12 protein-coding genes are annotated in these 13,838 nt (G+C 51.0%); 4 read left to right on the top strand and 8 right to left on the bottom strand.

Annotated features, from left to right (window positions below; translation table 11 throughout):
• Positions 1 to 988, bottom strand: a 988-nt coding sequence (locus PBA01S_RS09725) for an amino acid permease (RefSeq protein WP_164744136.1), incomplete at its 3' end; no start/stop codon positions are given.
• Positions 989 to 1,155: 167 nt separating this feature from the next.
• Positions 1,156 to 3,384, bottom strand: coding sequence for an MMPL family transporter (locus PBA01S_RS09730; RefSeq protein ID WP_127575882.1), 2,229 nt, complete (start codon positions 3,382 to 3,384; stop codon positions 1,156 to 1,158).
• 158 nt (positions 3,385 to 3,542) lie between these two features.
• Between PBA01S_RS09730 and PBA01S_RS09735 the strand changes: the two genes are divergently transcribed.
• Positions 3,543 to 4,160, top strand: a complete 618-nt coding sequence (locus PBA01S_RS09735; RefSeq protein WP_127575883.1) for a TetR/AcrR family transcriptional regulator — start codon at positions 3,543 to 3,545, stop codon at positions 4,158 to 4,160.
• A 21-nt stretch (positions 4,161 to 4,181) separates the two neighbouring features.
• Positions 4,182 to 4,484 (top strand): hypothetical protein, encoded by a 303-nt coding sequence (locus tag PBA01S_RS09740; RefSeq protein ID WP_028538972.1) that lies wholly within the window; start codon positions 4,182 to 4,184, stop codon positions 4,482 to 4,484.
• Positions 4,485 to 4,599: 115 nt separating this feature from the next.
• Here the strand turns inward: PBA01S_RS09740 and PBA01S_RS09745 are convergent, their stop codons facing one another.
• The gene (locus tag PBA01S_RS09745; RefSeq protein ID WP_028538971.1) at positions 4,600 to 5,532 is read right to left on the bottom strand and encodes a manganese-dependent inorganic pyrophosphatase; all 933 of its coding nucleotides are present in this window, start codon (positions 5,530 to 5,532) and stop codon (positions 4,600 to 4,602) included.
• A 206-nt stretch (positions 5,533 to 5,738) separates the two neighbouring features.
• On the opposite strand from PBA01S_RS09745, the gene PBA01S_RS09750 reads away from it, so the two are divergent.
• Positions 5,739 to 6,425 carry a response regulator transcription factor gene (locus PBA01S_RS09750; protein ID WP_028538970.1) on the top strand — a complete coding sequence of 229 codons (687 nt, stop codon included), beginning with the start codon at positions 5,739 to 5,741 and terminating at the stop codon, positions 6,423 to 6,425.
• Complete coding sequence (locus PBA01S_RS09755; protein WP_255315326.1) at positions 6,422 to 8,035, top strand: sensor histidine kinase; 1,614 nt, start codon at positions 6,422 to 6,424, stop codon at positions 8,033 to 8,035. Before PBA01S_RS09750 ends, PBA01S_RS09755 begins: the two co-directional genes overlap by 4 nt.
• Positions 8,036 to 8,324: 289 nt before the next feature.
• Here PBA01S_RS09755 and PBA01S_RS09760 read toward each other — a convergent pair whose 3' ends face one another.
• The 5 genes from PBA01S_RS09760 to PBA01S_RS09780 all read right to left on the bottom strand — a co-directional run bounded on the left by PBA01S_RS09760 (position 8,325) and on the right by PBA01S_RS09780 (position 13,585).
• On the bottom strand, positions 8,325 to 8,795 hold the full coding sequence (locus PBA01S_RS09760) for a GNAT family N-acetyltransferase (protein ID WP_085279870.1): 471 nt from the start codon (positions 8,793 to 8,795) through the stop codon (positions 8,325 to 8,327).
• Between the two features lie 127 nt (positions 8,796 to 8,922).
• Positions 8,923 to 10,206 carry a GTPase HflX gene (hflX, locus tag PBA01S_RS09765; protein WP_371859521.1) on the bottom strand — a complete coding sequence of 428 codons (1,284 nt, stop codon included), beginning with the start codon at positions 10,204 to 10,206 and terminating at the stop codon, positions 8,923 to 8,925.
• A 308-nt stretch (positions 10,207 to 10,514) separates the two neighbouring features.
• Positions 10,515 to 11,228 (bottom strand): ABC transporter ATP-binding protein, encoded by a 714-nt coding sequence (locus tag PBA01S_RS09770; RefSeq protein WP_016310793.1) that lies wholly within the window; start codon positions 11,226 to 11,228, stop codon positions 10,515 to 10,517.
• Complete coding sequence (locus PBA01S_RS09775; RefSeq protein WP_016310792.1) at positions 11,228 to 12,490, bottom strand: ABC transporter permease; 1,263 nt, start codon at positions 12,488 to 12,490, stop codon at positions 11,228 to 11,230. The genes PBA01S_RS09770 and PBA01S_RS09775 overlap by 1 nt, the downstream gene beginning before the upstream one ends.
• A 6-nt stretch (positions 12,491 to 12,496) precedes the next feature.
• Positions 12,497 to 13,585 (bottom strand): ABC transporter permease, encoded by a 1,089-nt coding sequence (locus tag PBA01S_RS09780; protein ID WP_016310791.1) that lies wholly within the window; start codon positions 13,583 to 13,585, stop codon positions 12,497 to 12,499.
• Positions 13,586 to 13,838: the final 253 nt, after the last annotated feature.

Genomic DNA, 13,838 nt, shown 5'->3' on the forward strand with positions numbered 1-13,838 from the left:
CCCGCCAGCCTTTCCGCGCGAACAACGGCGGGGCATCCTTGTCCTTCGCGAGCGTAACCAGCATCGTCGTCACCGCATAAAGGGACGCGACCATCGTAGAAAAGCCGGCTACGATCAGCACACCGTTAAATACATGCGGAATAAAGGGCAGCGGATATTGGGCAAGGGCCGTAACAAACGGACTGCGCTTCGGGTCAATGGCGTTCCAGGCCATCAAAGTGACGGCAAGTCCAATCGACAGCAAGTACACCACTGAGAGCAACAGCAGCATAATCGTCCCGGATTTCGGAGCTTCCTTCGGATCCCGCAACCGAATCGCCATCATGCCCATCACTTCGATCCCGCCAAAGGCGTAAAACGCAAAAATAAATCCCGACCACAAACCCATCCCTCCCGCGGGAAAGAAGGTCTTGACCGTATGCGAAAATTCCGGCGCTCTCCCGCCGCTTCCGTGAATCCAGCCCATCAACGCAGCAGCGGCAACCCCCAGGAACATGAGGATGGCAGCGATTTTGATCACCGACAGCACGTTTTCCATCGAATCAAACACTTTATTGCCAAGCAAGATCACGCCCAGCCCTAAGACCGCATATCCAATCGCAAACATCCACATCGGCACGCCAGGGAACCAGAAACGCGAGAAAAGCGATAATGCCGTCAGTTGGCTGCCCATGATCAGCAGCTCCGAGCTCCAATACACCCAGCCGCTGCCGAAGCCCGCCCAGCGCCCGAAGGCCCGCTTCGCATAGGAACGGAAGGAACCCTGCTCCGGCTGGTTCGCTGTCATACGGGCTAAGACTTCAAATACCGTATAGGTTCCGGCGGCAGCCAACACGAACGCGATCAGAATCGAGGGTCCCGCCATGCGAATCCCGATCCCTGATCCAAGAAAATATCCGGTGCCGATAGTTGAGGCCACCCCCAGCAAGGAGAGCTGCCACCAGCTTAAGTCGCCTTTTTTTGCCTCTCCATTTTGCGCCTTGGCCATTGTTCTTGTCTCCCTCGTTTCAATGGAATTCAACAGCTCTGCATCCACGTATTCTGCGGCTGCCAAGCGGGAAATATGTAAGCTGCTCCCTGCAAAAAAATAGCACCCGAAGCCCCGCCTGTCCCGGCGGAACTCCAAGTGCTTTAGAGGTGATATTTTCGATAAGCTTATTGGCCTGCGCCTTTCACCGGCTCGGGTTCAAGCTGGCCCTGCTTGGACGGCCAGAAGGCCGCTTGGCCAAGCAGCATGGTGATCGCCGGCACGAGGAACGGACGAACGATAAACGTATCGAGCAGCACCCCAACCGCGGCAATGATACCAAACTGCACCAGCGCTTGAATCGGCAGCGTAGCCAGCACAGCAAATGTCCCAGCCAAGATCAAGCCTGCCGAGGTAATGACGCCCCCGGTTTCGTTGACGCCTTCGCGGATCGCATCCTTCAGCGGCATGACCTTACGCTTTTTCCAAATGCTTGAGATAAGGAAGATGTTATAGTCCTCCCCGAGCGCCACCAGGAAGACGAAGGCATACAACGGGATTAACCCTTGAATTGCAGCACTGCCCATCAGGTCGTGAATCACAACCCATCCGATGCCCAATGCCGCGAAATAGGACAGCACAACTGTAAGAATCAAGTACACCATCGCAACGATGGATCGGAGATAAACGAGCAGCAACAGGGCAATCAACCCGATGACGATCGGTATTATGACCTCGGTGTCGCGTGCGTTTACATGCTCGGTATCGTATTGCGTAGCCGTTTGCCCGCTGATCCAGACCTTATCCTGCGGATGGCTGATGCCTTGGTCAGCCAGCAGGCTTTCCGCAGCTTCCCGCAGCTCCGGAAGATGCTGCATCGCTTCATTTGAGTATGGATTCAGATTGAACTCCAGCTCGACCGCCCGAATGTTGGAGTTCGTTTTGCCGCTCTCCGGCTCGGACACCTGGCTGATATAAGGCAAGCTGCTGAAGGCGGTATGCAGATCGATGTCTTTGCCTTCCGTATCCACCATCAGTTTCACCGGAGCCAGTTCCCCCGGCGTAAATTTATCGGCAATCACCGCAAAGCCTTCCCGAGATGGCGTATCCTCCGGGAACGAGGACAACAGGTCAACAGTGTACTCGATACGGGTAGCTTGTGTTGCCAAGACGCCAAGGAAGATCAGCGCCACGATAAAAATCGTCCACGGCCGCTTGGTCACCGTCCGGCCAATCCACCCCGCAGATGTTCTAGGTTTCGGCTGACGTACCGGTTTGCCCCGGCGTTGAGCCCGTTCGGCCTGCATTTCCGGCGTGCGCGGAATAAACGGGAAGAACGACGCACGGCCTAAGATTGCCAGCAATGCCGGTACCAACGTCAAGCTGGCGATCCCCATAATTAGGATCGACAAGCTAAACGGCACGCCAAAGCGTTGCACGGAGCCGTATTTCGCCAGCAGCAGCACGAGCAGCGCGATCACAACAGTAAACCCGCTCATCGCGATGGCGCCGGACGAGCCTTTCACCGCAGCGACCAGCGCTTTCGATTTATCCTTCTCTTCCGTCAACAGATGGCGGAAATGAGAAATGAGGAACAAGCAATAATCGGTGCCCGCCCCGAACAGCAACACGGTCATAATCGAAATCGCCTGCGAATCGACGGTGATCCAGCCTTGCTCGGCCATTTTCCCCAGAATCGGCCCGGCCACACCATATGCAAAACCAACGGCAATCAGCGGAATAAAGGCCAAGATCGGCGAACGGTAAATCAGCAATAGCAGAATCAGTACAATTAAAACAGTGGCGATCATCAGCGAAACGTCGGCGCTGGAGAACAGCCCGGACGCATCAATCGAAATGCCGGCCGGTCCAGAGACTCTCGCCGCCAGTCCGTTCTCCCCTAGCTTGGCCTCAAACGGATTGCTGCCAAAGATCGTCTCCGCTTGATTGCGGATTTCTTCCATACCGTCTTTCATTACATCGATTTCTGTCCCTTTCGCAAAAAAGAACGGCAACACCCAAGTCGTGCCGTCTTCTGATGCTTGCTGCTTCAGTGCCGGAAGCGGCATTTGGTTCAGCGGCAGCACCAGTTCAAGCCCTTCGACCGGATGTTCCGTGAAATACGAGGTTAGCTCCTGCAAGCCGGTATAATCCTCATCCGTCAGACCGCCCTCCCGCGTCCAGACCGTTAAGGCCGGAATGCCGCTGTCCGATGGGAACTCCCGCTCCGCCAGCTGCTCGGCAATCACCGAAGGCTGGGAATCGTCCAGGTTGGCCGCATTATTCCGCTCCATCGAGTTAACGCTGGGCCATAGGGCACTTAATCCGCCAGCCAGCAAAATCCAGACCGCCAGCGTAATCCACTTGGTGCGTCGGCCAGCCACCAGTCGGGACAGCCAGCCAAATATTTTATCCATTGAAGTCTCCATCTCCCTTTTCTTGATTGCTTACTTTTTTTGGTTCTCCGGTGATTTATATCACTCTGATCATTAATTATATATACCGGAAGGTTAATTATCAAACGAAAAATATGATATAATATGGGCTCAGTACAAGTTGCTTGAGGTGATCACGGTTGACCCCGCCACATAAAAAAGCCTTGGGACGGCCCGTCCAGCAGCCCGACGCCCTGGCGACGTCCGAGCAGATCCTGCGTACTGCATCGCTGCTATTTATGGAGAACGGTTATAAATCCGTATCTATGAACCAGGTTGCCGAGCATTGCGGGATCACCAAAGCTACCGTTTATTACTATTATCCAACCAAACAGGATTTGTTTGTGGCCTCGGTTGCGACCACACTCGCCCGGGTAAATGGACGCATTCGGCAGCTGCTTCAGGAGCCCGGGACATTTCGGGAAAGACTGCTGAAGATTACTATTAACTATTTAAGGATTCCTCGAGTTCACATGGATGAGATGTTCCGCAGCATCCAGCAGCATTTGTCCGGTGATCAGCAGGAAACTTTGATTCGCCATGAAAATGATCTGTACGAAACGCTGCGCGAAGGGTTCGCCCAAGCCGCCAAGCAAAGGGAGATTGTCTGCGATGACCCAAACCTGGCCGCCCATCTGTACGTTTCGATGCTGCGGGTAGGAGAACGTCAATACGCCGATAAGAATAAGCTCTTTCCTTCAGCGGAGCAGGCGGCCGAAGCGATCGTTAGCTTTTTGTGGAGAGGGATTCATAACTAAATTTGAAGGAGGTGGGAAGCTGTGGCTTTTGGCGTGTCACGAGAGGAATTGGAGGCATGGAAGCGCAAGGTCGACAGGGGAGAAATTGCTTTTCTGACCCACTATTGGCTCGATCCGCGGTTTCCGGATGCCAAGACCGTCACCAAAGTGGGCTGCTCCGACCTGGACCGGCTCCGAGCTTGGTGTGAGGCCCATGGTCTTCCCGCCCGTTACATTCATCAACGCTCGCCGTTCCCTCATTTCGACCTGATCGGGCCGAAGCAACGGGAAGTGTTGCAAGAACAAGGGCTCTGGGATCAATTGGAGCGGTTTCACCTCCTCTAAACGATAGAAAGGCTACTTGCCCGGATTTCTAGTCCGGCAAGCAGCCTTTTTGGCGTTCTATCTTAATGTCCTGACGGGGTGGACAAGCCCACACGTTCGATCAGGATCGTGCGAATTAACGTTTATTGAAGATATCCGTCAAGACCGGCACGATTTGCGATTTGCGGGATACAACGCCCTTCAGTACCGCTTTATTGTCAACAAGCTTCACGTTATAGGCTTGCTCAACGGCATCAGCTGCTTTCCCCAGCGCCAAGCCCACGGAGTCGTTGTTCAGGATGTCGGTTACGACAAACAGGAACAGATCCAGGCCTTTGTTAGCGATGATTCCGTTCAGAGCGGCCTCGATTTCGGCTTGACGGGACAAGACGTCGTTGACGTCCACCGCGTTCACTTGTGCGATTTCCACTTTCGCTCCGCCCATGTCGAATTCTTTGGCATCCAAGGAAATGAGCTGTTCAACCGTCTTATCGCTAAGGTCGGCCCCTGCTTTCAGCATGTCCAATCCGTATTCCTCCGCGTTCACACCGGCGATTTCCGCCAGTTCCCGTGCCGCAGCTACGTCTTGCTCGGTGCAGGTTGGCGATTTGAAGAGCAGCGAGTCGGAAATGATCGCGGACAGCATCAAGCCGGCGATGTTAGCTGGGACGGCAATGCCGTTCTCTTTATACATTTTATTCAGAATCGTCGCGGTGCAGCCAACCGGTTCAGCCCGGTAGTACAGCGGTCCGCTCGTCTCGAAGTTGGCAATCCGGTGATGGTCGATAACTTCCACTACACGCACCTGCTCAATATCGGAAGCGCTTTGTTGACGTTCGTTATGGTCGACCAGAATCACTTCTTTCACTTCGTTAGCCACGGTCTCCACCAGACGCGGCGCTTCGAAGCCAAAGCGTTCCAAGGCGAACGCCGTCTCCCCGTTGACTTCGCCCAGGCGTACAGGCTCAACGTTCCAGCCCAGCTTGGACTTCAGGTCGGCGTAAGCGATTGCCGAACAAATCGTGTCCGTGTCGGGATTTTTATGACCGAAAATCAATACTTTTTCCATCTCATTACTCCCCTTTAACATGACTTCATGTCAAAAGTATAGCCTATTAGCGGAGCGGCAAGCAAGACTCTCGTCCAAGCGGCTTCGTTATCCACAAGGGCTTCAGTCCGCCTTCAATCGGCATTCAGCAAATGTTCAGCAACATCGTGCATAATAGAGTCATCCGAATGGACACGCATGGATCGGTGCAAGGGGGATATTTTTCTATGAAACAAATTAAAGGGGCAAAAATCTTGCTGGTGGATGATGAACCGCATATCGTCCAGTTCCTTGAATTGGGGCTGCAAAATGAAGGATTCGAGGTCCGCACCGCCGGAGACGGGATGACCGCTGTCGCCATCGCCGCCGAATTTCAGCCGCATGTCATCGTACTGGATGTGATGATGCCGGGAATGGATGGCTTTGAAGTATGCCGGTTGCTGCGAAAGAACGGGGAGAATGTATCCATCATTATGCTGACAGCCAAGGACGAAGTCGATGACCGAGTGAAGGGGCTGACGATTGGCGCCGACGATTACGTCGTGAAGCCGTTCAGCTTCGAGGAGCTGCTCGCTAGGATTGGGGCGCGGCTGCGCAATCAGTTTCCGGCCCTGTTCGGGGAAGTGGTGATAGGTCCCTTCCGACTGGACGACCGCCGCAAGGAAATCACCTATTTCGATCAGGTATTGGAATTGTCCCCTACCGAATATGAGCTGCTGAAATATTTGATTCTGAACCACGGAATCGTCTTAAGCAAAACGACGATCTTGGATCGAGTTTGGGGGTATGACTTCGGGGGCGAGGAAAATATCGTGGAGGTCTATATCCGGTCCCTGCGCGAAAAATTAAACGACCGGGAGCACCGGTTAATCCGAACGCTGCGCGGTGCGGGATACCGCGTAGATCTGCCATGAAGCGCCTTGCCGGCAGAAGCCGGACATGGATTAGCGGGTTGACCGCTGCCGGGAAACGAGGGGGCCGCGGACTCCGCAGTCTGATCTTCCCGAGCTCGCTGCGCTTTCAGCTGCTCTCTAGATCTCTTTTTCTGCTCGCCGCTCTTTTAATATTGATTGGCGGATTTCAGTACGTCATTATGAAAGACTTCCTATATAAAAACCAGGCCGAAACCATGGCTGCCCAAATGCGCGGCCCGCTTCGGGATATCTTTATGAAGGCGGGCCTGCCGATTGAGCACTGGAGCCCCCCGAAGCCGATGGGGGATGGCGCGGAGGCTGGAATGAACGGGGGCGCACCTGGCAGCGGAGGCTTCGGCGGAGATGGATCGGATGATCGGCCTCCGCAGTTGTTTCTCCCCGACGCCTCACTCGCCATCATCAACAGCGATCATCATTTTATCGACTTGAACGCCGAATCCGGCGCTTCTGCCCCTCAGCTGTCCGATGCCGAATACGACACATTGTTTGCAGAGAGCCAGCCGGGACACCCGGGATCGGAAAGCTATCGCGTCCTCGAAGATAAGGACGGGAAGGAGCAGCTGGTGGTCTTTCGTTTGGTTGGGCTGCCCGGCGAACAAGGCGAACGTTCCTGGCTCGTGCAAATGGGCACCTATACCGCACCGCTGCGTGAAGTCATGATGCGTCAGTTGATGACGTTTGTCGGCCTTTCCCTTCTGGCCTTGGCCGGCGGACTGGCGCTGCATCTTCCGATTTTGCGCCGGGCGTTAAAGCCGCTGAATCAAATGGTGCGGATCGTAGAGGATACCAATGCCGGGAATCTCAGCAACCGGTTCACAGCCGCATCTGGGCAATCCGAAATTGATCGACTGGGCGCTTCCTTTAATGGCATGCTGGAGCGGCTTGAGGAATCGTTTGAGGCTGAGCGTGAAGCGAAGGAACAGATGCGCCGGTTCGTCGCCGACGCTTCCCATGAGCTGCGGACCCCGCTGACTTCGATCCACGGCTTCCTGGAGGTGCTGCTGCGAGGAGCCGCCAACCGGCCAGAGCAGCTGCATACCGCGCTGAACAGCATGCTGGGCGAGTCACAGCGGATGAAGAAGCTGGTCGAGGATTTGCTCACGCTCGCCAAGCTTGACCGCACGCCGGTTGTCCAGCGCACCGAGGTCCGCCTGGATCAAGTGATTGCGGAGATGGAGCCGCATCTGCGGATGCTGGCCGGGGACCGGGACGTCCAGTTCGACCTGCAGCCAGGGCTGACTGCGATGTGCGACGAGGACAACATCAAACAGGTGGTATTGAACCTGTTCCACAACGCCGTTCAGCATACCGACCCGCAGCGGGGAACCATCGCGGTGCGCCTGTCGGCCCACTCCCGCCAGGCTGAGCTGGAAGTGCGGGATAACGGGCCCGGCATCGCCCCCGAGCATTTGCCGCATGTGTTCGAGCGGTTTTACCGCATCGACGCCTCCCGCACGCGTAAGCAAGGCGGTGCCGGGCTGGGCCTGTCGATTTCGCAGGCGATCGTTGAAGCGCATGGCGGCACGATCGAGGTCCACAGCGAGCCGGGCCAAGGCGCAACGTTTAAAGTGACGCTGCCGGCGATATAAGGGCCGGCGGTGCATATGCTGGGCGGGCATACGCTGAGCCAAATATAGAGCGCCCCCCATTCGCCCGCCAGTCTGCGCCTAACGGACCGTAATGACGTTATTTGCTGATTTCCCGGATATTTCCCTCTGTAACGGACTCAATCGCCGTTATGAAGCCCCCCATAAGGGAATGACAGCAAAAAAGAGCAAAATAACGTCATCTGTGTCCGTTAGCTCAAGACAAAACGTGTTGTTGGCACAAATAACGTCATTGGAGTCCGTTACATTTCAAAAAAAAGGGATGCTGCCATTATCGCAGCATCCCTTTATATATCCCGGGCTCCGAGCCCTCAATCACGATCGCACCGGTTGCCTTGGCGTAGAAGTCCTTTGGACCCGCACCGCCGATCACCGCATATCCGTAACCGTCTATCCGCATCAGGTCGAGCGTATGCAGCAGCAGCTGTTTGCCGATCCCCCGGCCCCGCTCCTTCTCATCAACGCCGGTAGGTCCGAAGAAACCTTTCATCGTGGCATCATAGCAGGCGAAACCTAGCAGCTTACCGTTTTCAACAGCGATGATACAAGAAACTGGCGAACGGGATAAAGCGACTTCACATTCGCTGACCCAGTGTTCATTGAAGTGCTCGCCTACCCATTTTGCGACAACATGCTTCTCCGGGCCGATGGCGCGGCGGATGGTGATTCCGGTCCGGGCTTCGTACTGCTGAGCCGTTTCAAAGGGGGGAAGATCGTATAATTTCACTAACATATCGGACATGTTTATCGCTCTCCTTTGTGAGAAAGACGTGTTTTGAGGGCTATTATACGTCTTCCCTTCCCATCCGACAACCAAATAGCGAAAAATTTTTCCAATCCCCTAGCCAGCAGTCCAAACCTGACTCCCGTCACTCCGCATCTTCGAGGACATACTCCTTATATCTTCCATAATCGCTTTGCTTGCACTCCAGAACGAGCTTCGTTCCCTCTTCCTCATAGCTGGTGTCCAGCACGTTGGCTTGCTCATTTAAGTAAGAAACGATGGAGCCTTTATCATAAGGAATCAGCATCGTACACTTCACATAGTCCTTGAAAATCCGCCGGCGGATTTCATCCACCAGCTCAGTAATCCCAATGCGCGGCTTAGCCGCCAGGTAGATGATGTCTCCCTGCACACTTGGGAATGCCTGATCCGTCCGATCGGCCTTGTTGTAGGCATAAATCATCGGGATGTCGGTAATGCCAATTTCCTTCAACGTTTGGTGCGTGATCTCAATCATCCGCGCGAACTCCGGGTTGGAATAATCCACGACATGGATCAGCAAATCAGCTTCCGAGACCTCTTCCAAGGTGGATCGGAACGCTTTGACCAAGTGATGCGGCAGCTTGCTCACGAAACCAACCGTATCCGTCAAGAGGAACGACTTGTTGTCCTCCAGCGGGATATTGCGGACGGACGTCTCCAGCGTGGCGAACAGCATATCCTTCTCCAGCACCTGCTTCTCCAGCCCGGGGTTATACATCTCGAGCAGCGCGTTCATGATCGTCGATTTGCCGGCGTTGGTGTAACCAACGAGCGAAACGACAGGCACATCGTTCTTCTTGCGCTGTTTGCGTTGAGTTTGGCGATGGGCGACCAGCGTCTCCAGTTCACGGCTCAGCGCGGTGATCTTCTCCTCAATTCGCCGGCGGTCGAGCTCCAGCTTCGTTTCCCCTGCACCGCGGTTCGTGGTGCCGACTCCGCCGCTTTGGCGGCCCAGCGATTCCCGCAGCCCGATCAGCCGCGGCAGCATATACTTCAGCCGGGCCACCTCAACTTGAAGCTGAGCTTCGCGAGTTTTTGCCCGTTCTGCAAAAATATCCAGAATCAGCAGCGTCCGGTCAATCACCTTGCACTCCAGATCGGACTCCAGATTTCGCAGCTGCGACGGGGACAACTCATCATTAAAAATCACGAGATTGCCGTCGTGCGCCTCCAAGAGCGCCCGTACCTCAGCGATTTTCCCTGTACCGATATAATGTGACGGCGTGACCTTAGGCAGGTTTTGCGTAAGCACGCCCACCACTTCAATGTCGCAGGCCTCCGCCAAATTCGCTAGTTCTTCCATTGAATAATCGAAATCCGACTGATGATTTAAATTCACGCCAACCAAGATGGCTTTTTGCTCTAGTTGTTGTTCCGTCATGCTCATACCCGAGTTCCTCCTTTGTAGAACAAAAATAAACACAGGCACTACACCTGTGTTTACGCAAACGGCCCCTCAAACAGCCCAAAACCTACGAACAGGGGACACCAATCCCCGTTCGCGTTCCCGGCCAAATCAGGCATATTCTATTCTAAAGTTCCAATTGGTTCCCTTTATCATAGTACACCTATCCCGTTCGCCCTGCACAGGTGCAGAGCCTTTGGCAGTATTCAATTATACGCACAAAGTAGTGAAACGGAATTTATTGTACATTACGGGGAACCCTCCGTTCTTTTTATAGTGATTCCAGTTTATCACAATTCGTATGCGTTCACAATCGGTGAAGCAAGATTAGGCTGATCTGTATGAATGTTACCATCAACAATTTCAATGATGCGATGGCATTTTTGGGCAATCTCCATGTCATGAGTGACGATGATAACTGTTTTGCCTTCTCTGTTGATTTCCTGTAATAACTCCATAATCTCTTCCCCGGTTTTGCGATCTAAATTACCCGTAGGTTCATCGGCTAATATCAACGCAGGCTCTGCAGCCAAAGCTCTTGCGATGGCAACCCTTTGCTGCTGCCCTCCGGATATTTCATCGGGCTTTTTATGGAAATGCTCCGCTAACCCCACTTTTTGCAGATAATATCTGGCCTTCGCCACTCTCTCGTTATTTCTTATCTTACGGTAGGTGAGTGGTAACATCACATTATCCAACACCGTGAAATCCTTCAGCAAGGCAAAATACTGAAAAACAAAACCGATCATTTGATTTCTGGTGATGTGAACCTTATGCTTTCTGATCTGGTGTACAGATTGACCATTTAGATAATACTCTCCTTCGGAGGGGGAGTCCATTAACCCTAGAATATTTAGCAAGGTGCTCTTACCGGAACCTGATGGTCCCATGATGGCAACCAATTCGCCTTGATTAATCGTCAGGTTAATGCCTCTCAAAGCAAAAGTTTCATTCGATTTATGGCGGTAAACTTTACTTAATTCACGTAGTTTGATCACCTCCACTATTCCATCCCTCCAATCAATGATTTGATCTCTTGTTTTCGAATAAATGGATACACGATACAGCTCGAGCTTACAATGATGAAAAGTAAGATGATAATTATGAGCAAAAAAATTGGAGCATTGAAGCGAAAACTCAATACGCTGGCCATATCATATTCGCTAAATTGTTGCAGCAACCGCTGAAACTTCAGAACAAAATAAGACAAAGATAACCCCGTGCCCACAAGAGCGATGATGGAATTTTCAAGAATAATTTGCCCCCATATCCCTCTCACACTCTCACCTACGGCCAACTTGATGCCGAACTCTCGTTTTCGACTTAGAATAGAAATGATTGTCGCAAGTGCAATACTGATTACAGAGAATAAGAGAAAACTACCAGCTAATATGAGCTGAGGAATTTGGGCATGAACACTGGATCTTATATTTGCCCTAACATCTTCTTCTAGACTTTTAAGATGAATATCCACTTTACTCTCTGGTAACCGAAGGGTCTGACTCAACTGATATAGATCTGCATCCTTCCGCAACTTTAATACCGTCCCAAGGAATAGCCTCGTATACATGGAGTCATAATTGCTAGATTGATCATTAGGCATTGGGACTAACATGGCCTTATCTAAATTCAAGTAAGTATTGGTTGTATTGTTATTCACGATATACTTATCAGGCAAGAAACCATTAATTCTGTATTGCTCATTGATGAGATCTCCTAATTTATAATACTTTTTGAAATAAGACCCCACGAGTACATTCACTTGTTGTTGACCTGTTCTCTCGAAGTCTTGCGGCAACAAGCCTTGTCCTTCACGAAGTTTCAAGCCCAAAAGAGTATAGTAGTTCTTGTCAATTACAATGGATTCTATATAAGGTGCTTGGAGCCCACTATTGTCCCTGGTCAATCCTTCCAATAACTGAGGAGCTATTGAACGGTTTGTATCATTAAGCAGGACAATACTTTGATAGTAAGTACCGTACGCGAGAACATCCGGGTTCTGATCAAGATGGCGATACAGTTCCGCGATTTGATCCTTATTGTATTTCCATCTTTCAACCTCGGTCGTCCCAAAATTTTTACCAGGAACAACGAGATAAGTGCTCTCCAACTCTAACAGTGAGTGATGGAGTAGATAGTAGAAGTTATAAAAAATATTTCCTGAACTTGTGATCGTGGATAAACCATAGGTAAATTGAATCAACAAAAGCAAGGTCAGGAACCATCTATTTCGCAACGCTCTAACGGCAGCTTTTATTCTGATCATATTAGGTTACTCCTTTAAAGCCTTAGCAGGTTCAAGACGAAATAAGTGCAGGATGGGAACAAGCGACGTGATTAAGGCAATGGCAATAGTTGCTATGCAGGCAAGTCCAATTTGGTCCGGACGAGTGTTTATAAAATAACCTGTTGAAGCAAAAATGCCTGAACTGAAATGGCCTGCTAACCACAGAATGGTATTGGAAACAATGGTGGCAATCATCGCACACAGGATCAATTGAAGAATGATATTTATGACTAAACGGGTATGGCTGGCTCCTATCGCTTTTCGAATAGCCATCTCTTTTCTTTTCAAGTAAATCCATAAATAACTCACGATGATGCAGTTGACCAAAGCGATTGTTAGTAGTTGGTAAGGGTAACTTAAGATCTCCTTCACCATACCACTTGATTTTTTTGCTTGTTTAATTGCTTTGGTATCATCATTGGTGTTTATTTTTACATCCTTAGCTAGTTGGCTAATTTCGGAGGTAAATGAACTGATTTCGTTTTTTGGATTTTGATTGGACCTGACGATAAGTTGTAATGCGTTCTCACGTTTGATGTCCTCGATGATGGAAATAGGGAGACTGTCAAAATTCATAAATACTCTTAAATTATAGGCAGTGCTCAAGCCCCTTCCGGCGATTCCTTTGATGTTGTACGCTTTGCCTAATAAATTGATTTTCCCCACATGACTGGATATGATCTTTCCAACGATAACTCCGTTTGACTCATCTGGTGCGATCCCTGTCCCATCAAGTAATGGAGGAGACCATATTTTCAAGTTTAGTAGCCCTGTAATACTAATCCTTCCATGCTCTGGGTCTTTCACTGGAAACTCATTCGTAATTACACTTGAACTAACAAAAGCGTTGTCTGCTGCTTTCTGCAATTGATCTAGTTTTAGTGACTCTAAATTGGTTAGTTCTAAAGTATAGTAGTATCGAAAATGACCATTGATAGAGTCATAATAGATATCATCAAAATTGGATTGGGTGGATAGCGCGATTTGCATCGGCAATAGAGTAAAAAGAAATCCAACCATCAGCATCGCGAACAATTTTCGATTGATCCCAACTTCCTTGATGATTTGCCGCATTTCATCCTCCCAAAATAACCAGAATGTGAATAGAGCAGAATATGCTCTTTTCACATTCTGGGCTGGATTAAATAATCAGATCTATCTTACTGAAACCGAATACTTTTACTAATTGGGCTTCCACCATCGACTGTGATCCATTCATGGTAGGATACTCCACTGCTTACAGGACCCGTAGATGTAAAGTACAGATCAACTCTATCTGTTGCACGGGCATTATTTAAAACATTATAGCTACTATCACCATTGTTTA

It is taken from the genome of Paenibacillus barengoltzii NBRC 101215 (assembly GCF_004000745.1).
GTDB lineage: Bacteria > Bacillota > Bacilli > Paenibacillales > Paenibacillaceae > Fontibacillus > Fontibacillus barengoltzii.